At 60.4% G+C, this 25520-nt stretch carries 25 protein-coding genes; 12 read left to right on the top strand and 13 right to left on the bottom strand.

Annotation, left to right across the window (positions count from 1 at the left end):
- Positions 1-27 precede the first annotated feature (27 nt).
- From AC245Y_RS19320 to AC245Y_RS19290, 7 genes are all read left to right on the top strand, one after another.
- A complete protein-coding gene (locus AC245Y_RS19320) occupies positions 28-696 on the top strand; it encodes a DUF1345 domain-containing protein (RefSeq protein ID WP_017995235.1) in 669 nt (222 codons plus the stop codon).
- Between the two features lie 123 nt (positions 697-819).
- The gene (locus tag AC245Y_RS19315; RefSeq protein WP_017995234.1) at positions 820-1266 is read left to right on the top strand and encodes a DoxX family protein; all 447 of its coding nucleotides are present in this window, start codon (positions 820-822) and stop codon (positions 1264-1266) included.
- 125 nt (positions 1267-1391) lie between these two features.
- Complete coding sequence (locus AC245Y_RS19310; RefSeq protein WP_017995233.1) at positions 1392-1883, top strand: hypothetical protein; 492 nt, start codon at positions 1392-1394, stop codon at positions 1881-1883.
- Positions 1884-2077: 194 nt separating this feature from the next.
- The gene (locus AC245Y_RS19305) at positions 2078-2356 is read left to right on the top strand and encodes a hypothetical protein (protein WP_017995232.1); all 279 of its coding nucleotides are present in this window, start codon (positions 2078-2080) and stop codon (positions 2354-2356) included.
- A 234-nt stretch (positions 2357-2590) separates the two neighbouring features.
- Positions 2591-3331, top strand: a complete 741-nt coding sequence (locus tag AC245Y_RS19300) for a response regulator (protein ID WP_017995231.1) — start codon at positions 2591-2593, stop codon at positions 3329-3331.
- On the top strand, positions 3328-4704 hold the full coding sequence (locus tag AC245Y_RS19295; RefSeq protein ID WP_017995230.1) for a sensor histidine kinase: 1377 nt from the start codon (positions 3328-3330) through the stop codon (positions 4702-4704). Before AC245Y_RS19300 ends, AC245Y_RS19295 begins: the two co-directional genes overlap by 4 nt.
- Before the next feature lie 159 nt (positions 4705-4863).
- Positions 4864-5523: a DUF3313 domain-containing protein gene (locus AC245Y_RS19290; RefSeq protein ID WP_032996720.1), complete on the top strand. Its 660-nt coding sequence runs from the start codon at positions 4864-4866 to the stop codon at positions 5521-5523.
- A 76-nt stretch (positions 5524-5599) separates the two neighbouring features.
- On the opposite strand, the gene AC245Y_RS19285 is transcribed toward AC245Y_RS19290, so the two are convergent.
- The 7 genes from AC245Y_RS19285 to AC245Y_RS19255 all read right to left on the bottom strand — a co-directional run bounded on the left by AC245Y_RS19285 (position 5600) and on the right by AC245Y_RS19255 (position 12530).
- Positions 5600-5773 carry a DUF1328 domain-containing protein gene (locus tag AC245Y_RS19285; protein WP_003552965.1) on the bottom strand — a complete coding sequence of 58 codons (174 nt, stop codon included), beginning with the start codon at positions 5771-5773 and terminating at the stop codon, positions 5600-5602.
- A gap of 150 nt (positions 5774-5923) precedes the next feature.
- Positions 5924-7351 carry a gamma-aminobutyraldehyde dehydrogenase gene (locus AC245Y_RS19280; RefSeq protein ID WP_017995227.1) on the bottom strand — a complete coding sequence of 476 codons (1428 nt, stop codon included), beginning with the start codon at positions 7349-7351 and terminating at the stop codon, positions 5924-5926.
- 14 nt (positions 7352-7365) lie between these two features.
- Positions 7366-8178, bottom strand: a complete 813-nt coding sequence (locus AC245Y_RS19275) for an ABC transporter permease (RefSeq protein ID WP_012759048.1) — start codon at positions 8176-8178, stop codon at positions 7366-7368.
- Entirely contained in the window at positions 8168-9133 is a 966-nt protein-coding gene (locus AC245Y_RS19270; RefSeq protein ID WP_017995226.1) for an ABC transporter permease, read from the bottom strand. The genes AC245Y_RS19275 and AC245Y_RS19270 overlap by 11 nt, the downstream gene beginning before the upstream one ends.
- A complete protein-coding gene (locus AC245Y_RS19265) occupies positions 9130-10116 on the bottom strand; it encodes an ABC transporter ATP-binding protein (protein WP_017995225.1) in 987 nt (328 codons plus the stop codon). The genes AC245Y_RS19270 and AC245Y_RS19265 overlap by 4 nt, the downstream gene beginning before the upstream one ends.
- Before the next feature lie 228 nt (positions 10117-10344).
- Positions 10345-11505: an ABC transporter substrate-binding protein gene (locus tag AC245Y_RS19260; RefSeq protein WP_026157480.1), complete on the bottom strand. Its 1161-nt coding sequence runs from the start codon at positions 11503-11505 to the stop codon at positions 10345-10347.
- A gap of 116 nt (positions 11506-11621) precedes the next feature.
- Positions 11622-12530, bottom strand: a complete 909-nt coding sequence (locus AC245Y_RS19255; protein ID WP_017995223.1) for a LysR family transcriptional regulator — start codon at positions 12528-12530, stop codon at positions 11622-11624.
- A gap of 178 nt (positions 12531-12708) precedes the next feature.
- On the opposite strand from AC245Y_RS19255, the gene AC245Y_RS19250 reads away from it, so the two are divergent.
- Positions 12709-13437 carry a hypothetical protein gene (locus tag AC245Y_RS19250; protein ID WP_017995221.1) on the top strand — a complete coding sequence of 243 codons (729 nt, stop codon included), beginning with the start codon at positions 12709-12711 and terminating at the stop codon, positions 13435-13437.
- A gap of 12 nt (positions 13438-13449) precedes the next feature.
- Here the strand turns inward: AC245Y_RS19250 and AC245Y_RS19245 are convergent, their stop codons facing one another.
- On the bottom strand, positions 13450-14340 hold the full coding sequence (locus tag AC245Y_RS19245; protein ID WP_017995220.1) for an AraC family transcriptional regulator: 891 nt from the start codon (positions 14338-14340) through the stop codon (positions 13450-13452).
- A gap of 132 nt (positions 14341-14472) precedes the next feature.
- Here AC245Y_RS19245 and AC245Y_RS19240 point away from each other — a divergent pair, with 132 nt between their 5' ends.
- The gene (locus AC245Y_RS19240) at positions 14473-15225 is read left to right on the top strand and encodes an SDR family NAD(P)-dependent oxidoreductase (protein WP_017995219.1); all 753 of its coding nucleotides are present in this window, start codon (positions 14473-14475) and stop codon (positions 15223-15225) included.
- A 167-nt stretch (positions 15226-15392) separates the two neighbouring features.
- On the opposite strand, the gene lysS is transcribed toward AC245Y_RS19240, so the two are convergent.
- The 5 genes from lysS to AC245Y_RS19215 all read right to left on the bottom strand — a co-directional run bounded on the left by lysS (position 15393) and on the right by AC245Y_RS19215 (position 21315).
- The gene (lysS, locus tag AC245Y_RS19235; protein WP_017995218.1) at positions 15393-16889 is read right to left on the bottom strand and encodes a lysine--tRNA ligase; all 1497 of its coding nucleotides are present in this window, start codon (positions 16887-16889) and stop codon (positions 15393-15395) included.
- A gap of 22 nt (positions 16890-16911) precedes the next feature.
- Positions 16912-18378 carry a glutamate--tRNA ligase gene (gene gltX / locus AC245Y_RS19230; RefSeq protein ID WP_017995217.1) on the bottom strand — a complete coding sequence of 489 codons (1467 nt, stop codon included), beginning with the start codon at positions 18376-18378 and terminating at the stop codon, positions 16912-16914.
- Between the two features lie 244 nt (positions 18379-18622).
- Positions 18623-19372 carry a TerC family protein gene (locus tag AC245Y_RS19225; RefSeq protein WP_018072717.1) on the bottom strand — a complete coding sequence of 250 codons (750 nt, stop codon included), beginning with the start codon at positions 19370-19372 and terminating at the stop codon, positions 18623-18625.
- Between the two features lie 215 nt (positions 19373-19587).
- On the bottom strand, positions 19588-20427 hold the full coding sequence (locus tag AC245Y_RS19220; protein WP_017995216.1) for an AraC family transcriptional regulator: 840 nt from the start codon (positions 20425-20427) through the stop codon (positions 19588-19590).
- 207 nt (positions 20428-20634) lie between these two features.
- The gene (locus tag AC245Y_RS19215) at positions 20635-21315 is read right to left on the bottom strand and encodes a TetR/AcrR family transcriptional regulator (protein ID WP_012759037.1); all 681 of its coding nucleotides are present in this window, start codon (positions 21313-21315) and stop codon (positions 20635-20637) included.
- Positions 21316-21466: 151 nt separating this feature from the next.
- Here AC245Y_RS19215 and AC245Y_RS19210 point away from each other — a divergent pair, with 151 nt between their 5' ends.
- From AC245Y_RS19210 to AC245Y_RS19200, 3 genes are all read left to right on the top strand, one after another.
- Positions 21467-22681 (top strand): HlyD family secretion protein, encoded by a 1215-nt coding sequence (locus AC245Y_RS19210; RefSeq protein WP_017995215.1) that lies wholly within the window; start codon positions 21467-21469, stop codon positions 22679-22681.
- 27 nt (positions 22682-22708) lie between these two features.
- Complete coding sequence (locus AC245Y_RS19205; protein WP_012759035.1) at positions 22709-24307, top strand: DHA2 family efflux MFS transporter permease subunit; 1599 nt, start codon at positions 22709-22711, stop codon at positions 24305-24307.
- Positions 24308-24492: 185 nt separating this feature from the next.
- On the top strand, positions 24493-25515 hold the full coding sequence (locus tag AC245Y_RS19200) for a LacI family DNA-binding transcriptional regulator (protein ID WP_032996465.1): 1023 nt from the start codon (positions 24493-24495) through the stop codon (positions 25513-25515).
- The last annotated feature ends 5 nt before the right edge of the window (positions 25516-25520 follow it).

The following is a 25520-nucleotide window of genomic DNA, read 5'->3' as shown; positions in this document are numbered from 1 at the left end:
CAAGGGCATATGCTGTCGGAGACCGATATGGCGGATGAGGAACGGGCAAATTCGCTTGCAGCATTTGCCTACAAGCATGCGAGCTTCATCTTTGCCGTTGTTGCCGGACTGGTGGTCTTCTTGGCGCTGACCTCACGCGACGTCAGCGCCGGCAATATCCTGTTCGGCTGGAATGTCAGCGCCGGCGTTTTTGTCGCGCTCAGCTGGCGCAAGATGCTGCGGGCGACGGTCGAAAGCATCCGGAAACGTTCGGAGGATCTCGATTTCTCCGACACCGTCCTGCTGGCTCTGTCGATCGGTGCCGCCCTTGCCAGCGTTGCCGGGATCGGCCTCGAGCTTCATTCGATCAAGGAGGCGGCACCTGACGTCGCGCTGGCGCGGGCAGGTGTTGCGGTTCTGACGATCCTGATTTCCTGGATCTTCCTGCATACACTCTTCACCATCCACTATGCCCATTATTTCTATGGCGGGGCGGACGAGGAGGGTGGGCTGAAGTTTCCGGACGGGATCGAAGAGCCCGGCTACTGGGATTTTCTCTATTTCTCCTTCACCATCGGCGTTGCCGCACAGACGGCGGATGTCGCGGTCAGTTCGACCAGCATGCGCAAGCTGACGCTGCTGCATGCCGTGCTGTCGTTCCTGTTCAATACGACGATCCTGGCGCTTGCGATCAACGTCGGGGCTAGCCTGCTATAATGCATCTTGCCAGAGTGGCTGCGAGGATCTGAGGAGCTGTAAAGAGCCATCAGGTCCAGCGGCAGCATAGGATCTGAGCGCACGAGCGGGCGGGCGGACCGCCTGCTCTTCAAATTGGAGGGTGTGATGGAAAGCGCCTCAAGCCGGCCCCGACTGGCCGATCTCATTCTTCTTCTCGGCAGGCTTCTGCTGTCGCTGATCTTCCTGCACGAAGCTTGGTCACTCGCGGCAGATATCACCGCGACTTTCGACATTTTCGCGAAACTGGGGCTGTCGGCGCCGGTCGCGCTTGCCACCATTGCCCTTCAGATCGGCGCCGGCCTTTCCGTTGCGACAGGCTTCTTCAGCCGGCTTGGCGCATCGGCATTGGCGCTCTTTTGCCTGGCGACCGCCTTGCTCTTCCACACGAATTTTGCCAGCCAGAACGAACTGCTGCATTTCGAGAAGGACCTGGCGATTGCCGGCGGCATGTTCGTGCTGGCGGCTTCGGGTGCGGGATCGATATCGATCGACAAGCTGCTGAGAAAGCGGGCCGGGATGCATCCCTGGCTCAAGGCGGTGTTGTCCTAAATATTTACCGAGGACGGCCATCTTGGGCTGAATTTCTCGAGCGCTCGCGGGCGCAATAAAACCAAATAAAACCGAATAAATAGAAGCGTCGATGCGGGCTACACTTTTGGCGACAGGTCAGGAGTGTGCCAGTGATGTCTTCCGCGCAAAGCAACCAGCAAAAACCAATTCTCGTCTTTCTCGGAAAAGATGCTGCCTGCGATATCGTCTCGAAGCTGAATGAGAACGGATATGCCGCGACGGCGGTGTCCTCAATACCGGAGCTCTTCGACGCCTTGCGTTCGGATCGATATTTTCTGGCCGTAACGATGCGGGCGGACATCGATATGGTCCGAAACATCAAGCCGATACCGATCATCAATCTGGAGGTGTTTTTCCATGCCGTCCAGCCGGCCACGAAGGCGGTTCACTCCTCGAAGGAATTCGACAGCGATGCATTTCTGAGAAGGATCTCGGCCCTTACCGAGTCAAGGACAGGCAGAATTGCTGCAGTCCAGAGAGCCCCTGCTGCGAACGAGACGGTGATTGCAGGCACGGCGAAGGCATCCCGGTGGCGTGCCGCCACCTCCCTTCTTTTAAGCCGCCGCGCCGCGCCCAGTGCAGAACGAGTCGATTAGAGGTGGCAGAATTCTCGTCGCCGGCGGATCGGTCTTCGCCCGATTCAGATCCCGATGACCCGGCCCCGTCTCTCCGGCCGGCCACGCTGCGCCTCGTTCCGGACGATTCCTATGAGCATATTTCTACCGGGTTTCGGCGGCTTGAAAACGTCATTCCGAGACCGGAGCTTTTTACGTGGTGCGGATGTCTTCTCATGTTTCAGTTGCTCGGTGCAGCATCGGTAAGCGGATATATCATCACGGCATTGTTCCTGCTGGTGGCGATCGGTCGTCTCGCCAGACGCGCTCTCGATAAGCTCACCGCAGGGCTCCCGAAGCGCTCGGCGTTGAAATTTTATACGACGGCGGTCGTCTCTCTGGTGTTCTTTTGCCTGCTGGTCGTCCGGATGTGTTTCATCGCCACGGTCATCATTGACAGCGCCATCCTAGGTGACAAGGTGGAAATCAGCGGCGATCCCGAAAGCCAGTTTTGACGCCGGACTCCGCATTGGCAGTCCCGCAACATATCTCAACATTATCGAATATAGCATTGCACGATACTTGATATCCTGAAGGCGGAGACCGCGTCGGCGCGGCGACCGATATCGTGTGGTGTCTGATTGACTGCGGAGATTAGCCGCCGCGATTGACAGTCGACGAGGCCGCCTGACCGAGACACGGTGAACGTGGTAATTTCGCGCCAAGGGCATCTCCCGGCAAGAGAACGAATGACGATGGCATATGAAATGGCAGCTCCCAATCAGGCTCATATCCTCATCGTCGAAGACGATCCCGCCATCGCGGATATGCTGGTGGATCTTGTCCGAAGCAGCGGCTTCGAGGCCTCGTCGGTGGAAAGCGGCGCGGCTATGGATCGAATGATGGTGCGACAGCAATTCGATCTCATCGTCCTCGATGCGATGTTGCCGGGCGAGGACGGTTTCAGCATCTGCAGGCGGCTTCGTGCGGCGTGCTCGGTGCCAATTCTGATGTTGACGGCGCTCCAGGAGGATATCGACCGCATTCTCGGCCTGGAGCTCGGAGCCGACGACTATGTCACGAAACCATTCAACTCCCGCGAGCTGCTGGCCCGGATCAAGAGTATTCTCCGCAGGGCGTCATATGCGCATCATCAGGAGGAAGCACTTGGACCGATGATGTTCTCGGGATGGCGCATCGATCCAAAAAGCCGTCAACTCCACGACGCCGACGGCGCGCAGGTTTCCATGACAACCGCGGAGTTCGATATCCTCCTGGCCTTCTGCTGCAATCCCAACAAGGTTTTGACGCGCGAACAGCTGTTGTCGATGACACATGCCGGATCGGCGGGGCCGGTCGAGCGCAGCATCGACGCCCACATCAGCCGGGTCAGGCAAAAGATCGAACCAAATCTGAAAGATCCGACGTTCATAAAGACGGTGCGGCTGGGCGGTTATCTCTTCGCATCCAAGGTAGAGCGTCTCTCTTGAGAAATTTTCGGCGCGCTTCGATCCAAAGCCAGATCCTCATATTGGCGACCTTGCTTGTCGTGCTCGTTTCCGTGGTGGCGACCGCCATGGAGCCTTATATCTACGGCCGTCATGACCGCGGGTTTCAAAACGGCCTGTTTGCTGCCAGAGCGGCAATGGTCGCGGAGCAATTTTCCCAGGCAAGTTCAGCGCAAGATGAAGTCGCCGTTCTCAAGAGAGCAGCGGCACTCGGTGTTGGGGTCGAAAAATTGTCCCTGGATCGGCCGCTTGCCGGCCAACAGCAGATGGTATCTCCCAGCGAGTTGGTGACGCGTATCAACACAATGCTTGCCGACAATATTTTTGCGGCATTTCATCGCTTCGTCATCGGTCAATCGCACCCAGATGTCCTGACTGTCGGAATTGACGACAAGCGCGCCCTCGTCTTTCAACTGCCGGTTTTTCCCAGCTATGTCTGGTTTGTTCCGGCCGCCGTGAGCGGGTTTTTGAAAATCGTCATCCCATTGGTGCTGCTTGCATATTTCAGCAGTTGGCTTATCACCGAGCCTCTGAGGCGCTTTGCCGCCGCCGCAAAGCGAGCAAGCATCGAGGGCAGTTGGGAAAAGCCTTTCGAACCGGACGGCGCAGCCGAGATTCGAAGTCTGGCGGAATCGCTGAACGTCATGAGCGATCGAATCCAGAGCATGGCGGAGGATCGAACAAGAATGCTGAGTGGCGTGGGGCATGATCTCAGGACGCCTCTGACGAGATTGCGGATGCGTGCCGAGCGTTCTGGCGAGCCCGAGCTTCGCGGCCTGATGCTGGCCGATATCGCCACCTTGAGTTTCATGATCGACGAGTGCCTGGCCTATTTCAAAGACGCGTCCACTGCGGAGACTGATCGAAAGGTCGATATCTCAAGCCTGCTGCAGACGATTGCGACAGACTTCTCCGACATGGGCGTCGATGTAGGCTTCACCGGTTCGCGGCGGCTGGCGTTTGTCTGCAAACCTCAGGCCCTGACTCGGGCAATCACGAATCTGGTCGACAATGCGTCTCGTTATGCAAAGCAAGTCGAAATCGATCTGCAAGAGAGCGACGATGGCGGGATCAAAATATCGGTGGGCGACAATGGTCCTGGTTTGACCGATGAGGCCAAGGCAAAAGTTCTGGAGCCGTTCTTCAAAGTGGATAAATCCCGCCAGATCGGTGCCCAGGGCGGCTCCGGGCTTGGGCTCGGCCTTCCGATCGCCAAAGGAATTGTCACCAAAGCGCATAATGGACAGTTGACGTTGCTGGACAGGACGCCAACCGGCCTGGTCGTCGTGATCGATCTTCCCGCCCCTCAGGGGATGCAACCCGAAGGCGCGCCGCCGATCCCTTCATCACAATGACTATTGCCCGGCCGTCGCGTCATCACGCGTCGCGCTGCTTCGGAGCGAACACGGCTCACGAACATTTCCGCATATCATAGCAAACACAGCAACATTCGAATTCCATAAAACCGCTGCCAGCAGATGCCATTCGGCATTTCCAAAGCTGGAGCCAAGTCATTGATAAAAAATTTGAAAGTCGGCGCCGCACTGATACTCGCCTGTTCGAGCGTTGCCGCATGCACGACCCCTGACCCCACGGTCTATTCCGGACTTGCTTCGGCATCACAGCTCCAGCCGAACACTGAGGATAAAACCGGCCGCGTGCCGTATCGCTATCAGACGAAAGTCAACTGGAGCCAGTACAACCGGATCATCGTCGATCCCGTAACCGTCTATAACGGTCCTGACAGTCAGTTTGGCAAGCTTCCGGAAAAAGACAGGATCTTCCTGGCCAATTACATGCAGACTCAATTCACCGAAAGATTGAAGACGCGCTTTGCGGTCGTCAGCGCAGTCGCTCCGGCAACTCTCAGATTGCATCTGACGCTGACGGGCGCCAAGGCAACGACTGCGGTCCTCGGAACGGTCACGCGCATCGACGTTGCAGGCGGATTGTACAACACCGTCCAGGCCGCTCGCGGCCGGGAAGGCTCGATGACCGGCTCGGTGAATTATGCCGTGGAGATCTATGATGCATCGAGCAATCGTCTCCTGTCTTCCTATGTCACCAAGCAGTATCCCAATGCGATGAATATCGGCGCAAGCTTTACGGCGATGGATGCCTCCATGGTGGGCGTCCGTAAAGGTGCCGACGCTCTGCTCGCCGAGTTGAAATAGGATCAAGAGCAAAGGGGTTGTGGCGACAACAGACGGTGGGGGCCGCAAGCGCAAGACGCAGCGGCCCCGCGCCCGCTCACAGGATCGCCTGGCCGGCCATCAGCGCAAGGACAAGGAAGATCAGGAAGATCACCAGCGCAATGCCGAAGAGAACGCGGGCGATCGTCGCGGTAGCGGCGGAGACGCCGGAGAAACCGAAGAAGCCGGCGATGATCGAAATCACGAAAAATATCAGAGCCCATTTCAGCATGACATCATCCTTTGCGTTTGCCTGGGAAAGACGCAGCAACCGGGAAAATGTTCCAGGTCGCTTGAATGGAATGGCGATCTGTGTGGAGCACCCTCCCAGTGCTACCGATGGGCATTGCGTTGAATTTCGTAGCCTTGCCTTTCCCGGCGATCAGCCGTGATTGATCATCACGTGGCGTACGGCGGTGTAGTCTTCCAGCGCGTAGACCGACATGTCCTTGCCGTAGCCCGACTGTTTGAGGCCGCCATGCGGCATCTCGTTGACCAGCATGAAATGCGTGTTGATCCAGGTGCAGCCATATTGCAGGCGGGCGGCGGTCTTCATGCCGCGGCCGATATCCTTGGTCCAGACGGAGGAGGCCAGGCCGTAGTCGCTGTCGTTTGCCCAGGCAACGGCGTCGTCGGCATCGGAAAAGCGGGTGACCGAGACGACCGGGCCGAAGACCTCGCGCCGGACGATCTCGTCGTCCTGCAGGGCGCCTGCAATGACCGTCGGCGTGAAGAAGAAACCCTTGTCGCCGGAAACCTTGCCGCCGGCGGTGATCTCCATGTGCTTGTGTTCGGAAGCGCGGGCGACGAAGCTTTCGACGCGGTCGCGCTGGCGCTTGGAGATCAGCGGGCCGATCTCGTTTTCTGTATCGTCGGCCTGGTTGAAGCGGATACTCGAGACGGCTGAGGAGAGGTCGGCGACGAAATTGTCGTAGACCCTGGCATCGGCATAGATGCGGCAGGCGGCGGTGCAGTCCTGGCCGGCATTGTAATAGCCGAAGGTGCGGATGCCTGCGACGACCGCATCAATATCGGCATCATCGAAGACAATGACCGGGGCCTTGCCGCCGAGTTCCAGGTGGGTGCGCTTGACCGTCTTGGCCGCGGCCTGCAGTACCTTCTTGCCGGTTGCGACATCGCCGGTAATCGAGACCATGCCGATCTTGGCGTGATTGATCAGGGCGTTGCCGACACTTTCACCACGGCCGAGGATGACGTTGACGACGCCTTCGGGAAGGATTTCGGAGAGCAGCTTCGCCATCTTCAACGCCGTCAGCGGCGTCTGCTCCGAAGGCTTGAAGACGACTGTATTGCCGCCGGCAATGGCCGGCGCCAGCTTCCAGGCCATCATCATCAGCGGATAGTTCCACGGCGCGATCAAGCCGACGATGCCGATCGGATCGCGGCGGATCATCGAGGTGTGGCCGGGCAGGTATTCGCCGGCCGCCGGTGCGTGCAGGTTGCGCACGGCGCCCGCAAAAAAGCGATAACAATCGACGATCGCCGGGATTTCGTCGTTCAGCACCGCATTGATCGGCTTGCCGCAGTTCAGCGCCTCCAGTGCGGCAAAGCCGGCGGCATCCTTTTCGATTGCATCGGCGATCTTCAACAGGTAGCCGGAGCGCTCGCCTGGTGTCGTCTGCGACCAGGCTTTGAAGGCCTTTTCGGCGGCGTCGACGGCAGCGTCGACCTGGGAGAGCGAGGCTTCGGCAAGGTCCAGCACCGTCTCGCCCGTCTTGGGGTTCAGGATGTGCTCTTCCGTCTCTGTGCCTCTTTCGAAGCGGGAACCGATCAGCATTTGGATATCCATGATGTTCTCCCTTTTTATTTACCGGCGCCGGCGATCTGGTCGCCATCGCGGGTGAGGTAATAGGCTGCCAGGATCGGCAGGAAGGTGACGAGCACCACGACCATGGCGACCACATTGGTGACAGGGCGCTGGCGCGGGCGGATGAGTTCTTCGAGCATCCAGATCGGCAAGGTCGATTGCTGGCCACCGGTGAAGGTGGTGACGATGACCTCGTCGAAAGACAGCGCGAAGGCAAGCATGCCGCCGGCAAGAAGGGCGGTGCCGATATTCGGCAGGATGACATGACGGAAGGTCTGGAAGCCGTCGGCGCCGAGATCCATCGAGGCCTCGATCAGCGAACCGGAGGTGCGGCGGAAGCGGGCGACCGCATTGTTGTAGACGACGACGACGCAGAAAGTGGCGTGGCCGAGCACGATGGTCCAGACCGAAAACGGGATGTCGAACAGGCTGAAGGCGGAGCGGAGCGCAATGCCGGTGATGATGCCGGGAAGGGCGATCGGCAGGATGACCAGCAGCGAGATCGCCTCGCGGCCGAAGAACTTCGTCTGGCTGACGGCTGCAGCACAGAGCGTGCCGAGGACCAGCGCGATCGCCGTGGCGATGACGGCGACCTGCACGGAAAGCCCGAGCGCCGACCAGACGTCCGGCCGGTTCCAGGCGACCTCGAACCATTGCAGCGTCAGGCCGGGCGGCGGCCATTGATAGCTCTTCTCCTCCGTCGTGAAGGCATAGACGAAGATCAGCAGGATCGGCAGATGCAGGAAGAGCAGCCCGCCGGCTGCGGCGACCTTCAGCGCAAGTGGCGATGTCTTGAGGTCAGAGCGCATCGAAAGCTCCCTGTTTCTTGGCGAGCCAGAGATAGAGCGCCATGATGACGATCGGCACGACGGAAAAGGCGGCAGCAAGCGGCACGTTGCCGGCCGTTCCCTGCTGGGTATAGACCGCCTGGCCGATGAAGAGCCTGGACGAGCCGATGATCTGCGGGATGATATAATCGCCCAATGTCAGCGAGAAGGTGAAGATCGAACCGGCAACGATGCCGGGCAATGCCAGCGGCAGCAGCACGGTGCGGAAAGTCTGGCGCGGCGTGGCGCCGAGATCGGACGAGGCCTCTATCAGGTTACCGGGCACACGCTCGAGGGCTGCCTGTGTGGGCAGGATCATATACGGCAGCCAGATATAGACGAAGACGATGAAGGTGCCGAGGTAGCTCACCGAGAGCGAATTGCCGCCGATAATAGGCAGGTCCAGGATGCCGTCCAGCAGCCAGGAGAGATGCAGCTTCTCGAAGATCCAGGTGAGGATGCCTTCCTTGGCGAGGATCAGCTTCCAGGCGTAGATCTTGACGAGATAGCTCGACCAGAGCGGCAGCATGATGCCGAGATAGAAAAGCGCCTTCCATTTGCCTTGCGCGTAACGCGCCGTGTAGTAGGCGATCGGGAAGGCGATCAAGGCGGAAGCGACGGTCACTAGTGCCGCCATGACGAAAGTGCGGATGATAATGTCGAAATTCGTCGGGTTTAGAAGCTGCGCATAGGTCGCAAGGGTGAATTCGTAATTCACCAGGCCTGAGAAATCGTCGATCGAAAAGAAACTCTGCAGAAGCAGGGCGAGCAGCGAACCGATATAGATGATGCCGAGCCAGAGCAGCGGCGGCGTCAGCATCAGGAAGAGCAGCAGTTTCGGGTGCCGCCAGAAGGCATCGGACAGCCGGCCGAAGAGGCCGCCGCGCCCCGGAAGAATCGATGTCGCCTCATTGGTGGTGATGAAGATCGCCGTCATGCCGCGTCATCCATGTAGTGGATATCGTCGGGCTGCCAGGCAAGGCGTATGCCGGCGCCGACGACAGGCACATCTGCGCCCGCCGGCAGCATCACATGCAGCCGCGCGCCCCGGAGGCCAACGGTGAGGCGCGTGGCTGCGCCGAGGAAGCTCGCATTGTCGACCTGCGCCTCGACGCCGTCGCCTGCCAGCCGGATCGCTTCGGGGCGGAGGCTTGCCCAGCGTCTTTCGCCGCCGAGCGCGGACATCAGATCAGGTGCGATGACGTTCGACGAGCCGACGAAATCGGCGACGAAGCGGTTCTTCGGGCGGCGGTAGATATCCTGCGGCGTGCCCTCCTGGACGATATTGCCGTCGTTGAAGACGGCGACGCGATCGGCCATGGACAGCGCCTCGCCCTGATCGTGGGTGACGAAGACGAAGGTGATGCCGAGTGCGCGCTGCAGGCTCTTCAGCTCCTCCTGCATCTGTTCGCGCAGCTTCAGGTCGAGCGCGCCGAGCGGCTCGTCGAGCAGCAGCACCTTCGGCTTGTTGACCAGTGCGCGGGCGAGCGCCACGCGCTGGCGCTGACCACCGGACAGCTGGCCGGGGCGGCGGGCGCCGTAGCCTGGCAGCTTGACGAGATCGAGGGCATCGCCTGCCGCTTTCATCCGCTCCGCCTTGCCGACGCCTTTGACCATCAGCCCGTAGGCGACATTGTCGAGGATGTTGAGATGCGGGAAGAGCGCGTAGTCCTGGAATACGGTGTTGACGTTGCGGCGATAGGGCGGAACGCCGTCGGCCGTCTCGCCGAAGATCTGGATATGGCCCGCGGTCGGCTGCTCGAAGCCGGCGATCAATCGCAGGCACGTCGTCTTGCCGGAGCCGGAGGGGCCAAGCATCGCGAAGAACTCGCCGGGCGCGATCTCGAGATCGACGCCGTCGACGGCGCGAACCTGGCCGAAATGGCGCGATACCTTCTGGAAACGGACGGCTGACGTCATTGGGGGCTCCGGCTTCTTTGCTTTTAGAGAGGCTGCGGTCTTGGTTCATATAACCCCGCCCCAAACCCCTCCCCACAAGGGGGAGGGGCTTAATCTGCCGTACCCCTTTCGCAAATACCTTGGCGTTTCGGCAGGAATTCGACGGTGCCATTCAACGTCCCTCCCCCTTTGCGGGGAGGGGTTGGGGAGGAGCTTACGCTACAACAGTCACCTCAGTGAGGACGCTAATTATCGGCCGCCGATCACGCCGATATAATCCGACACCCAACGATGGTACGGCACGCATTCGCTTTGCGTGGCGCATTTGGCGACCGGGGTCTTCCAGAACTTGATCTTGTCGAAGTGATCGAAGCCGTTGGTGGCGCAACCGCTGTCGCCTATCAGCTCGTTGCCCTTGCAGGCAGCGGGAACGGAGGGCACGGCGCCAAACCAGGCGGCAGCATCACCCTGGACCTTGGCCTTCAGCGAATGTTCCATCCACATATAGGCGCAGTTCGGATGTTCGCTGTCGGCGTGCAGCATGGTGGTGTCGGCCCAGCCGGTGACGCCTTCATCCGGGAAAGTGGAGGCGATCTTCTGTTTGTCGGCCTGCAGCAGGTTCACCTGAAAAGGCCAGGAGCCGGAGGCGACGACGCCTTCGTTCTTGAAGTCGTCGATCTGGATCATCGCGTCGTGCCAGTAGCGGGAGACGAGCTTGCGCTGGCCGCGCAACAGGTCGAGGGCGGCCTTGTACTGGTCCTCGTTCAGCTCGTAGGGATCCTTGATGCCGAGATCCGGCTTATGGGCCATCAGATATATGGCGGCATCGGCGATGTAGATAGCGCCGTCATAGGCCTGGACGCGGCCCTTGTTGGACTTGCCGTCGGGCAGTGTCTGCTCCTCGAAGACGACGTTCCAGCTGGTCGGCGCCTTGTCCTTGAAGGCATCAGTATTGTACATCAGCACGTTCGGCCCCCAGAGATAGGGCACGCCGTAATGCACGCCGCCGACCGTATACCACGGTCCGTTCTGCAGACGCTCGTCGACGGTCTTGAAGCTCGGGATCAGATCGGTGTTGATCGGCTGGACACGCTTGCCGGCAATAAGGCGGAGCGAGGCGTCGCCCGATGCCGTGACGAGATCGAAGCCGCCTTCGTTCATCAGCGACACCATTTCATCCGAGGTGGCGGCGGTCTTGACGGAAACCTTGCAGCCGGTCTCCTTTTCGAAATCGGTGACCCAGTCGTAGTTCTTGTCGGTTTCGCCGCGTTCGATATAGCCGGCCCAGGCAACGATGCTGACCGCACCTTCGCCCTTGCCCAAGGCCTTCAGCGGTTCGGCGGCGATCACCTGCGTCGCGAAGCTCAGGCAGGCGAGCGCTGCCGTGCAGGATTTCAACAGATTCGTCATCATCCGTCTCCCGGTTTGCCACTTCTGTGGCGGTTTGTTCCCGGATGAAAAGGTGACGCGAAAAAGCCGCTTTCGCAAATTCATTTATCAGAAAGGCGATATCGGAAATTCCGATATCAGCGGATGCGACCGGATCTTAAGCTCTCGGCGATACCGACGAAATCGCGCGCCGCCTGCGGCAGGCTGGAGCCTTTGCGCCAGACCATGCCGACCTGGACGACCGGCAGCGATCCGGAGACGTCGCGGCTCTCGATGCGGTCGCCTTCCAGCGACCATGGTCGGTAGACAAGATCGGGAAGCAGGGCCACGCCGGCTCCCGTTGCAACCAAGCTGCGCACAGCCTCCACCGAGCGGGTGCGGAAGGCGACATGCGGGCGGGCGCCGAGGGCTGAGAGCAGCTTGCCGGTGTTCTCCTCGATTTCGTCGACCGTCAGCATGATCAGCGGTTCGCGGGCGATATCGGCGACCGAGATGATGTCGGCCGAAACCAGCGGATGGCCCATCGGCAGCCATAGTCGATAGGGCGAGGTTTCCAGGATCTCCGCCTGCAGCGCCATGCGGTCGCGCAGGTTTGATATCACCATGACGGCGACATCCAATTCGCCGCCGACCAGGAGATGTTCGAGATAACCGCCATTGTCCTCGATGGCGCTGACCTCGATGCCTGGACAGGCGCGCCTGTATCGCGCCAGCAGGTCGGAAAGCACGTAGCCGGCGACAAGTGAGGTGACGCCGATGTTCAGCGTGCCGGAGAGGGCGCTTTGCTGGCCGGAAAAGCTGGTCCGCGCATCGGAGACGGAGGCCAGGATCTTCGTCGCGTGACGCAGGAACTGGTGGCCGTTATGGGTGATGGTCAGGCCGCGCGGATGGCGCTCGAAGAGCGCGACGCCGAGGTCGGTTTCGAGCTCCTTCAGCGCTTCCGTCACCGAGGATTGAGAGATCGAAAGGTTCTGTGCGGCGCGCGTCACCGAACCCTGTTCGGCGACGGCGACGAAATATTGAACCTGGCGAAGCGTGAAGGCCATGGGCGTTTAGAGCATGGCGGAACAGGCCGTGGCAAGCCGCCCGGAAAGCGGACCTTTTTTGGTGTTTTCTCAAAATGGCGCAGGCTTCAGACGCCCACTTAAACTTTCGGAAACGTCATTTCTTTAGCGTTCTCAGCACTTGTCCTGCGTTGGAGTTTCAGATGGCGGAGCAGTTGGCGTGAAGGCCTTACTGCGCATATTCCGGCCTTCCCGGAAATTGGCAATCATCATTGGCGGAGTCGCTCTTCTCATGGGCGTTTCCGGCGGCGCGGCGGTGTATGTCGGCAAGGACAGGCTGATCGGTGCAACTGGTGGTGGCTACGGGCTCGAATGCAGCGACGTTAACCTGGTGACGATCAGGAAGCAGGACCACGTCTGGGTGCGCAAATACATCAAGACCGAACCGACCGACGGGATGACGCGCGTCAAGACCGCGCTTCGTGTCGCTCAGGCCGTTTATGCCGCGCAGAAGCCGGATCTGGTCCAGGTGGTGGTGCTTGACGAAAACGGACCGACACTGCGCGCCGATATTCGCGGCCGGGCGATCGGCGCTGATGTCGTCTATATCCCGCATCCCGACAAGACCGTTCCGGGACTCGACGACAAGTCTTATACAGCGCGTTACTACGACGGCAAGGCCAGTGAAAACGGGCTGTTCTTCGGCGAGCGGATAGAGATGCCGTTCGACGAGATCGCCATGATCAGCGCCGCTTTCAAGGATCCCGAGGATTGCGTCGACCCAGTCGCGGTTGCTTCCACAAAGAGTGAGGGCAAGGCAGCCGCCGGCGGACACGGCGCAGCGCCGGAGACCAAGGAACCGTCTGCTCAGGAGCAGGCTGCCAAGGATGCTGCCACTCCAGCAGAAGCCGCTCCCGCAGAAGAACCGCCGGCCAAGAGCGGGCACTAAACCCAAAAAGCATCAGGCGGCAGGCCTGATATTTCCCCTTATCAGCGAGGCGTCGCGCGCCGGTGGCTGGCCGAAGAAGCGTGCATATTCCCTGGTGAATTGCGAAGCGCTTTCGTAGCCCACGGAATAGGCGACCGAGGATGCATTTCCGGATTGGGAAATCAGAAGCTGGCGGGCCTGCAGCAGGCGGATACGCTTCTGGAACTGGATCGGGCTCATCGCGGTCACAGACTTGAAATGGCGATGAAAAGCCGAGACGCTCATGGAGGTGAGGGCGGCAAGTTTTTCGACCTCGACCGCTTCGGCATAGTGCTCGCGAACCCAGCGGATGGCGAGCCGTATCCGCGACAGGGCGCTATCGGGTGCTGCGATATCGCGTAGCATCCAGCCCTGCGGCCCCTGCAGCACGCGATAGAGGATTTCGCGTTCGTAGGCCGGGGCAAGGGCAGGGATATCCTGCGGGCGCTCCATGAGTTGCAGCATCCGCAGCCAGGCACCCAGAAGTTCCGGCGTCATGCGACAGACGGAATAGCCGCCGCTTTGTCCCTCCTGATAGGATTGCGGCGGAAGATCCAGGAGAAGCACTGCGACCTTTGCCGAATCGAGCGATAGGCTGACGCTGATATAGGGCCGGTCGGGACCTGCCTGCTGCACCATGCCCGTCGCCGGCACATCGATCGATATCACGAAGTAGCTCGCTGGATCGTAATAATAGTCCTGCCCGGCGATCGTCAGCGTCTTGCTGCCATCGAGGATCAGGTTGACCATCGGCTCATACACGGCGCCGAGCTTGTGTTCGGGGATCTCCCCCTTGACCATCAGGATGCCGGGGATGCCGGTTTCCGTCGGGCGGTTTTCAGCGTGGACCGTCAAGCGGCGCATCTCTTCGAGCATTGTTTGCATGGTGAAATCCTGACCCAGCAAGTGTCACGGCGCAAGGTAAAAGCAGGAATAGGCAAGAACGAGGCAGTTTCCGGCGGAGTGCAGGCCGGCTGTTTCCCATAGCTTCCGGCCATCGAAGCAAAGGAGACAGAAATGAAAATCGCAATCATTACCGGCGGCAGCCGTGGCATTGGTCAATCGGCAGCGCAGGAATGCGCAAGGCGCGGCATGGGTGTCATCCTCACCTATAACAGCCACAAGCCAGGTGCGGATGACGTCATCGCCGCGATCAAGGCAGACGGTGGTCAGGCCGTTGCGCTTGCCCTCGATGTCGGGGATGCCGACAGCTTTCCGGATTTCGTGGCGGAGGTGAAACGGCTGCTTTCCACTTATTGGGGCCGGAATACGTTCGATTGCCTCGTCAACAATGCCGGTTTCGGCATGTTCAATCTCATGGAGACGGTGACGACGGGCCAGTTCGACGCTCTGATGAATGTCCACCTGAAAGGGCCGTTCTTCCTGACGCAGGCTTTGCTGCCGCTAATGGTCGATGGCGGCGTGATCCTCAATGTAACGAGCGCTTCCGTTCGCGTCGCAACAGCAGGCGTTGCGCCCTATGCAGCCCTCAAGTCCGGACTTGAGACGTTGACCCGCTATCAGGCGAAGGAGTTCGGCGATCGCAGGATCCGCGCCAATGCCATCTCGCCCGGTCCTATCCGTACCAATCTCGCCGACGCTGCGCTGGACAAGAACCCGGAGTTCGCCGCGTTGCTTGCCTCACAGACGGCTCTCGGCCGTATCGGCGAAGCCGAGGATGTCGGCCGCGTCATCGCCATGCTCGCGTCCGACGACGGCGCATGGATCAATGCGCAGACAATCGAGGTCGCCGGCGGCTACATGATCTGAGTGTAGTGACGAGCGCGATCATGACACAAGCCATCGAAATAACGTCATTCCGTGATCGACCAAACCACTGTGTCTTGGTCCATCGGCTGGGTCTCCACCAGTCTGCTTAAAACAAAACGGAGCGTCCTTTTGGGCGCTCCGTTTTTTCACTTTAAAGAATGTGGTTCTCAGTCGGCTTTGCTGCGGCGGGCCGGGAAGAGGATGACGTCGCGGATCGACGGCGCATTGGTCAGAAGCATGATGAGACGGTCGACGCCGATGCCAAGGCCGCCTGCCGGCGGCATGCCCTGGTCGATGGCGTCGAGGAATTCCTCGTCCAGCTGCTTTTCCTTTTCGCCGCGGGCATGCGCCTGTTCGAGCTGCTCGACCATACGGCGGCGCTGCTCTTCGGGATCGTTGAGTTCCGAGAAGGCGTTGCCGAGTTCCCAGGCGTTGCAATAGGTCTCGAAGCGCTCGACCAGGCGCGGCTCGCCCGGTACTTCCTTGGCGAAGGGCGAGATGTCCTTCGGGAAATGCGTGACATGCGACGGCTGGATCAGGGTGGATTCAACCTTTTCTTCGAAGATGAAGGCGAGGCATTCGCCCCAGGTCCAATCCTTCTCGACCGCGAAGCCGACAGCCTTGGCGGCAATGCGCGCCTCTTCATCGGTCTTGATGGCGAGGAAGTCGATGCCGGTCGCTTCCTTGACGGCGTCGGGCATCGGCACGCGCTTGAACGGACCCTTGAAGGACATGGTCTTGTCGCCGAAGGGGAATTCTGTCGCGCCATGAATGGAGAGTGCTAAGCTCTCGAACAGCCGCTCGACGAGGTCCATGATGTCCTCGTAGTCGGCATAGGCCCAGTAACACTCCATCATGGTGAATTCGGGATTGTGCCGGGTGGAGACGCCTTCGTTACGGAAGTTCCGGTTGATCTCGAAGACCTTGTCGGTCAGCCCCGAGACCAGCGTGCGCTTGAGGAACAGTTCCGGCGCGATGCGCAGGTACATGTCAAGCTTCAGCGTGTTGTGATGCGTCTTGAACGGCTCGGCGGTGGCGCCGCCATAGACCGAATGCAGCATCGGCGTCTCGACTTCCATGAAGCCGTCATTTTCCATGAAGCGGCGGATGCCGGAGAGGATCTTCGAGCGCTGCTGGAAGCGGAGCTTCGAATCCTCGTTGGTCATGATGTCGAGATGGCGCTTGCGATAGCGCAACTCGATGTCGGAGAGGCCGTGCCACTTTTCCGGCATCGGCAGCAGCGACTTCGTCAGCATGGTGATTGTCTGCGCGTTGATCGTCAGCTCGCCGCGCTTGGTGCGGCGCACGATGCCGGTGACGCCGATGATGTCGCCGATGTCGATCATCGGCAGCAGGGCGCGGGCTTCTTCCGGGGTCGTGTCCTTGTGACTGAAAATCTGGGTCTTGCCGCCGGCATCGTGGATGTCCATGAACATGCCGGAGTTGCGCGACGAGTAGACGCGGCCGGCGACGGTGACGACATCCTGCGTCTCGACGTCAGGTTCCAGGTTCTCATATTTCGCGATGAGCTCGGCATTGGTCATCGTGCGGTGGAAATGCGCCGGATAGACCTCGCCGATCTGCTCGCGCAGCAGCTTCAGCTTCTGGGCGCGCACTTCCGTCGCGTCGGAGGAAAGGGTGTTTTCGGTCTTGTTGTCAGCCATTGTCGAAATCCTCTGACTGTTCTTACTTCGAGCCGACGAGGGCGGCGACCGCCTGCGAGGCGAGCTTCAGGCGCTGACGCACAACGGACCGGCCGAGGATCGCCATGGAATCGAAGAGCGGCAGCGAGCGCGACGAGCCGGACACGGCGACGAAGAGCGGCGAGACCACGACCTTCAGCTTCTTGCCCATGCGGTCGGCGATCGCGCGCAGCTCCGCCTCGATCGTCTCGACATTCCATTCCAAGATCTTTTCGAGATCCGGCTGAACGGTGTTGAGGATCTCCAGGATCTCTTCCGGCGGCGACTTGATCTTGGCGAAGTCGGAAGGCTGCAGGCCGAGATCGGACTTCAGCAGGAAGCCGGCAAGATCGGGCAACTCACCGAGCTTGGAAATGCGTGTCTGCGACAGGCGCAGACCTTCCTTCAGGCGGTCGTTTTCCATCGCCCAAGTCAGCACACGCGCCTGGAATTCCTCCTCGGAGAGCTTCTCGCGGATCCAGCGGCCGTTCAGCCAGTCGAGCTTCTGAATGTCGAAGATCGCACCGGCCTTGGAGAGGTTTGCCGGGTCGAACTTCTCGGAGAGCTCGTCCATACCAAGGAGCTCTTCGCCCTCGGCGATCTGGATGAAGAACAGGCCGAGGAAGTTCATCAGCGCTTCCGGGATATAGCCGAGCGCGGAGTAATACGAGATCGAGGTCGGGTTCTTGCGCTTCGACAGCTTCGACTTGTCGGCATTGCGCATTAGCGACAGATGCATGAAGACCGGCTGATCCCAGTCGAAATAGCGATAAAGCAGGATGTGCTTCGGCACCGAAGCCAGCCATTCCTCGCCGCGTGCCACATGGGTGATCTTCATCAGATGGTCGTCGATGACGTTGGCCATGTGATAGGTCGGCATGCCATCGGCCTTGACGAGCACCTGCATGTCGACCGAATCCCACGGAATGGAGACATCGCCGTAGACGCCGTCCGTGAAGTCGCATGAGCCTTCGGCCGGAATCTTCATGCGGATGACGGTCGTCTCGCCGGCGGCCATGCGCGAGGTGACTTCCTCGGCGGCAAGATTCAGGCAGAGGCCGTCATATTTTGGTGGCTTGCCGGCGGCGCGCTGGGTTTCGCGCATCTGCTCCAGCCGCGCGGGTGTGCAGAAACAGCGGAAGGCATGGCCTTTGTCCAGCAATTCCTGCCCGTAAGGCTGGTACATTTCCTTGCGGTCGGACTGGCGATAGGGGCCGTAGGGGCCGCCGATATCAGGGCCTTCCTTCCATTCCAGCCCGCACCATTTCAGGGCGTCCAACACCTTCGTTTCGAATTCCGGGGTCGAGCGTGTCGCATCGGTATCCTCGATGCGCAGGATGAACTCGCCGCCATGCTTCTTGGCGAAAAGGTAGTTGAAAAGAGCGATGTAAGCGGTGCCGACATGCGGCTCGCCGGTCGGCGAGGGAGCGATGCGGACGCGGACGCCGGTAGCTGTCCCGGAAACTGTCATTGTGTGTGCCCGTCAATGAATGCCGGACGGCTTTCATGGGAAAGCGACGTACGGCCGGAAGGATGCAGATAGCTTCATCGGCAAACCGGCCGGAAAAGGGCATACGCCCGCACTATCCGCCGATCGTCCGTTCGGCTGGCCTTAGGCCATATTCAACCGGGCGCGTCAAGAAAAACACGCCAGGAACGGCCTGATGGCAATGCGTGAGGGCGCGCCGGTTCCGCCGCGCCCTCCTGCCCAAGCCTCAATGCGCGGCGTCGCGTTTTCGCTTGCGGGCGTTGCGCGCGAACATGTTCAGCACTTCGACCAGCGCCGAGAAGGCCATGGCGGCGTAGACGTAGCCCTTCGGCACATGGAAGCCCATGCCTTCGGCGATCAGCGTCGTGCCGATCATCAGCAGGAAGGCGAGCGCCAGCATGACGATCGTCGGGTTCCTCTCGATGAAGTTGGCAAGCGGGGTCGCGGCAACAAGCATGACGGTGACGGCGGCGACGACGGCGACCACCATGATCGGCAGATGCGGCGTCATACCGACGGCGGTGATGATGCTGTCGACGGAGAAGACGAGGTCGAGCAGCAGGATCTGGCCGATGGCCGATGCAAAGCCTGTCGTGGCCGAACTTGCGATGAAGTCCTCGCCGTGATCTTCCGGATCGACGCTGTGGTGGATTTCCTTGGTGGCCTTCCAGACGAGGAACAGACCGCCGGCAATCAGGATCAGATCCTTCCAGGAGAAACCGTGGCCGAAGGCTTCAAACAGCGGTTCGGTCAGCTGTACGATCCAGGCGATGGTGCCGAGCAGGGCGAGACGCATGACGAGCGCAAGACCGATGCCGATCTTGCGGGCCTTCTCCCGGTGCTCGGGCGGCAGTTTGTTGGTGAGAATGGAAATGAAGATCAGGTTGTCGATCCCGAGAACGACTTCCATCACCACCAGCGTGATGAGCGCCACCCAGGCGGCCGGATCCTGAATGAGCGTCATGATTTCCTGCATCAGCATATATCCCTCTTGCGTCACATAAGTAATGACGCTCGCAATGTAATGTCGCCGGCCTGCCAGGCAAGCGCCGCAAGGGGGTATACGAAACCGATGTGACTTTTATTCCCTAGAACAGGATTTAAGGCCCGGTCGGCCTTAAATTTGAATCCTGCTCTCAATTAAAGAGGTAGAGCAGGATGTCGTCCGAAAACCGCTCGCACTTTTCGGCATCATGCTCTGATCGGCAACCAGATTTCGGTGACGCCTATGCCGGTATAGGGGTCGAAGCGCTCGTCGTAGCGTTCGAACATGTCGGGTGTCTCGCCGTGCTCCAGGCCCGAGGTCGGCCACCATGCGCCAAATATCCGGTTCATGGTCGCCGGGATGCCGGAGACGTGGCCGCGATGAGCAAAGACGACGTAGCGCTGGCCTGGAAGCTTGAGCGTTGCAAAATCCGCCGGCAGATCGCCGGCATCGGAGATCTCGACCGCGGCCATATAGCGGAATTTCTCCGCTTCGCCGTCGATATGCGTACAGATGCCGTAGGCGACGCTGCCTTTCTGGCCGGAGATATGTCCGAAATGGGCATTGAATTTCTGCCAGAGAGAGGGGATGGCGGCATTGCCGCCATGGGGGTAGATCTCCTGCAGGCCGGCAAACAGCATCGGTTGGAGGGTTTCGAAGCGGGGCGGTTCGAGGTCGTTGAGGTGGGCGGGGTCCATTCTGATCGGCTCCAACAAGACAAGGTTACGGGCGTGCCCCTGTCTGCGCACCGCATCCGGCGTCATGCCGAACTGGTCGCGGAAGGCACGGGTGAAGGCCTCGTGCGAGCCGTAGCCCGCGCAAAGCGCAACCTCGAGAATGGTGGATGAGCTGCCGACCAACGCCGGCACGGCACGGCTGAGGCGCCGCCCTCTTATATAACTGCTGATCGAGTGGCCGGTGATGAGCCCGAAGACGCGTGACAGGTGGTAGCGCGACAATCCGGCTGCTTCCGATATCTCTTCCAGCGATATATCGCTTTCGAAATGGCTCTCGATGAACCAGATCGCCCGTCCGACGGCGCTCATCCTTATTCTCCTACAGCGCCGCGCGTCTTTTCCAGACGCGCAAAGGACGCTGTAACACTTTGAAGTGCTGCATAATTTTATCCTTAAATCGATTCCGATTTAAGGAATTATGCAGTGTTGCGACTCTTCCTTAAAGAAAAGTCGGCAGCCGGATTTGATCGCTATTGCGGGATTTTGGCCGATGCAGCGCCGCGGTCAAGGGTGTGGTCAGGCGGTCTCGTGCCGGCGCGCGCCGTAGGCGGCCATGAAGACCCGGATCGCGCCGCGGATGACGCGCTCAATTTCATCGCGCGACGGCGGCTCTTCCATGCTTCCGAACAGGCGGAGCTTGAAGAAACTACCGCTGGCGAGATCGAGGAACTGGCCGGCGGCCAGATCGATGTCGTCGATCTCAAACCTGCCTTCGGCGATGTGGCGTTCCAGGAAGTCGCGCATGATAGTGCGCAGGTTTTCCGGACCCTTGAAGAAGCGTTGACAGAGCACCGGCATGCGGTCGCGAACGCCGAGAACGGTGCGCATCGCGCTGATGACCTTTTCATCGGTCATATGGGTGACGAAGCTTATCCCGAATTCGTACAGGCCGGCTTCGGGATCGTCATGTTCGGCAAGCGCCGTGCGCACGGCCGCCACGAAGGCGGCGCGCTCGGTCTCGATCATCGCCGAAAACAGCTCTTCCTTGTTGGTGAAATAGACGTAGAGCGTTCCCTTGGAGACGCCGGCCTCACGCGTCACGTCGTTCATGCTGGCGGCGTCGAAACCCATCTTCATGAAGACACGCTTGGCGCCGGCGAGAATCTGCTGGCGCTTGGCCGGATCTTCGCCTGCGGCAAATCGGCCTCCGGCAGCGGGAGGACTGAATACGGCGGCGTGGTCGGGTTTCAGCGTCATGTCCTCTTAACCGTGTTGACGGTTTCGCATTTTCTTTAAAGAAATCGAACCGATTGGTTCTATACATCTTGATATGACGATAAAACAGGTTTAAGTCAACTGAACCGAACCGTTCAGTTCGATTATTTACTCCAAGATCGGTAAAGTGGCCATGTCGAGCAACCAGAAGAGCAACGTCGCGCGGATCGTCAGCGAAAACGCCGGGACCGAAGAGGCACAGGCCGAGGTCGCGACCGTTGCAGAGGCTCCGATGGCGGAAGCCCGCGAAGTGCCGTCTGCCCCCGCGCAGTCGGCGCCGGCTTCGGTCGCCGCACCCGCGGCTGCGAAGAAGCGCCGCAGCCCGGTGCTGCCGATCGTCGTGCTCGCCCTTCTCGCAGGCGGCGGCTGGTATGGTTACGAATGGTGGACGAACGGCCGCTTCATGGTGTCGACCGACGACGCCTATATCGAAGGCGATATCGCAACGATTTCGCCGAAGGTCACGGGCTACGTCGCGAAGGTGAACGTTGTCGCCAACCAGGAAGTCAAAGCGGGCGACGTGCTTGCCACGCTTGATAACGGCGACTATCAGAACGCCCTCGATTTGGCCCAGGCCCAGATCGTCACCGAACAGCTTTCGCTGCAGCGTATCGACGCGCAGATCGAAGGCGCGAATGCGAGCCTGGTGCAGGCGCAGGCGCAGAAGGTGGCACTCGAAGCGGCCGTTCGTGGTGCCGAGATTACTCAGAAGCGCCAGAGCGACCTTCAGGCGAAGTCGGTCGGCACCGCCGCCGATCTCGACAACGCCAATATCGCCCTCGACCAGGCCAAGGCCAATCTTGCCGGCGGCGATGCCAACATCACCGCTGCACAGGCCAACATCACCATTCTCCAGGCCCAGCGCAAGGAAGCCGAAGGCTCGGTCCGTTCGCTTGAGATCTCGCGCGACAAGGCCGTCCGCGACCTTTCCTTCACCGTGCTCAAGGCGCCTTATGACGGCATTGTCGGCAACCGCTCCGTCCAGGAAGGCGACCTCGTCTCTCCCGGCCAGCGCCTGATGGCACTCGTTCCGGTGCGCCAGCTCTACATCGACGCCAATTTCAAGGAAACGCAGATCCAGCATCTGGTGCCGGGCTCGAAGGTCAACGTCCAGGTCGATGCCTATAGCGATCATCCGATCGTGGGCACCGTCGAATCGATCTCACCGGCTTCCGGCTCGGTCTTTTCGATGCTGCCGCCGGAAAACGCCACGGGCAATTTCACCAAGGTGATCCAGCGCGTGCCTGTGCGCATCGCGCTGCCGCAGGAAGCGCTCGACAGCGGGCGGCTGCGCGCGGGCCTGAGCGTCGTCGTCGACGTCGACACCCGTACGGCGCCGAGCAAGTAAGCCTTCAGGAAAGGCGGAGGTGGTCTGATGGCCGGGAGCGCGACAGCAACAGCGGGGACGATTCCGGCGGCACCCGCCCATGCCGACGAACGCATGGATCCGAAGAAGCTTATCGCCTTCTTCGCGATGGTGCTCGGCATGTTCATGTCGATCCTCGACATCCAGATCGTCTCGGCTTCTCTTGCCGAAATCCAGGCCGGCCTTTCGGCAGGCAGCGACGAGGTCGGCTGGGTGCAGACGGCCTATCTGATCGCCGAAGTGATCATGATCCCACTTTCGGGCACGTTGGCGCGCATCATCTCGACGCGTTATCTCTTCGCAATCTCGGCTGCCGGCTTCACCATGGCGAGCGCGCTGGCGGCGACGGCCACCAATATCGATCAGATGATCGTTTACCGCGTCATCCAGGGCTTCATCGGCGGCGGCATGATTCCGTCGGTCTTCGCGGCCGCCTTCACCATCTTCCCGCCGTCGAAGCGCAGCATCGTCTCGCCGATCATCGGCCTAATCGCGACGCTGGCGCCGACCATCGGCCCGACCGTCGGCGGTTATCTCAGCCATGCCTTTTCCTGGCACTGGCTGTTCCTCGTCAACATCGTTCCCGGTATCATCGTCACCATCGTCACCTGGAACTTCATCGATTTCGACAAGCCGGAACTGTCGCTCTTCAAGAAGTTCGACTGGTGGGGTCTGATCTCGATGGGCGTCTTCCTCGGCGCGCTGGAATATGTGCTCGAAGAGGGCAATTCGAACGACTGGTTCAACGACAGCTCGATCGCCATCGCAGCGGTTGCCTCCGGCGTTGCGGCCATCGTCTTTTTCTATCGCGCCTTCACGGTGGATTTCCCGGTCGTCGACCTCAAGGCCTTTTCGAACCGGAATTTCTCCTTCGGCTCGGTGTTTTCCTTCGTCATGGGCATCGGCCTCTATGGCCTCACCTATATCTATCCTGTTTATCTCGGGCGCATCCGCGGCTATGATTCATTGATGATCGGCGAGACGATGTTCGTCTCCGGGCTGGCGATGTTCTTCACCGCGCCGATCGCTGGGCGGCTGTCGACCAAGATGGACCTGCGGTTGATGATGGTGATCGGCTTCGTCAGCTTCGCCGCCGGCACCTTCATCATGATGCATCTGACGGCGGATTGGGATTTCTACGAACTCTTCATCCCGCAGATCCTGCGCGGCTTCGGGCTGATGATGTGCATGGTGCCGATCAACAACATCGCGCTCGGCACGATGCCGCCCTCGCGCATCCGCGGCGCGTCCGGCCTGTTTAACCTGACCCGAAACCTCGGCGGCGCCGTCGGCCTTGCCGTCATCAATACCGTGCTCACCAACCGGCAGGACGTGCATTATGAGCGGCTGCGGGAGAATATGGATTGGGGCAACCCGGCGGCGATCGACCAGATGAACAACATGGCCGCCAATTTCAACACCTATGGCATGGATGGCGCCTCGGTTGCGATCAAGCAGATGGTCGGGCTTGCCACCAAACAGGCGATCATCCTTTCCTTCAGCGACGTGTTCCTGATCCTGACCGCGCTTTTCCTCGCGATGATCCTCGGTGTCGCCATGATCAAGAAACCCGCGCCGCAAGGCGGGGGAGGCGGTGGCGGCCACTGACCTCCGGCCTGCCGCCCCTTGAAAAGGCCCTCTTCGGAGGGCCTTTTTGTTGCCGTCTTCCGGCCGCTGTGGCATCAGGCGGATGACTGTGGGCCGGGTCGGAAAACCGACGTGGAAACCGGCCTGTCAGATTTTTTGATTTACGTACATCAAAATTGGCGCTAATGGTCTCGTCAGGAGGAATGATGAGGCCAACCGTTCACGATATCGCCGCTGCCGCCGGTGTCAGTCTCGCGACTGTCGACCGGGTTCTCAACCAGCGGCCCGGTGTGCGCCACGTCACGCGGGAAAAGGTCGAGACCGCGATCCGCGAGCTCGGTTATGTCAGAGACGTCGCCGCCGCCAATCTTGCCAAGGGGCGCACCTATCCGCTGGTCTTCATCCTTCCGGCCAGCGATAATTCCTTCATGCACGGGCTCAATGCCGAGATCCGTCAGGCGATCCTCCGCTCGTCGGCCGAGCGTACCGATATCCGCACCATCGAGGTGCCGGCCTTCGATCCCGCCGCCCTCGTCGCCGTGCTTGAAGGGCTTTCCCGGGAAAAGCCCTGCGGCATTGCGCTGGTTGCGACCGATGCGCCTGACGTGCGCGCCGCCGTCGACAGGCTGGTGCGCGAGCGGTTTCCCATCGTCACCCTGGTTTCCGATCTCACGGGGTCGCTGCGCCATCACTATGCCGGCGTCGACAATATCGCAGCCGGCCGCACGGCCGCGCGCCTGCTCGGACGATTCCTTGGGCCGCGAAAGGGCGAAATCGCCGTGCTCGCCGGCTCTATGCTGGTGCGCGACCATCGCGAGCGGCTGGAGGGCTTCACCGCTGTCATGGCCGAGGAATTTCCCGATCTTGCGATCCTTCCGGTTCTCGAAGGCCGCGACGATCCCGAGGTCGCCCATAGGCTCGTTGCCGACGCGCTCGGGAATGCCGGCATCATCGGCGTCTACAGCCTTGGCGCCGGCAATCGCGGCCTGATCCGGGCGTTGAAGGAGAAGGCCGTCGATCGCGTACTGACCGTGATTGCCCACGAACTGACCGCCCATACGCGCGCAGCACTGATCGACAATACGATCGATGCGATCCTCAATCAGGATGCCGGCCATGAGGTGCGTAGCGCGATCCGCGTGCTGAAAGCCAAGGCGGACGGGCTTGCCGTCATCGAAGCGCAGGAGCGCATCCGCCTCGACATATTCCTGAAAGACAATCTGCCGTAACGGCA

It is taken from the genome of Rhizobium sp. SRDI943, from assembly GCF_057653695.1.
The sequence above is the reverse complement of the archived record's forward strand: the minus strand, read 5'-3'. Positions and strand labels throughout refer to the sequence as shown.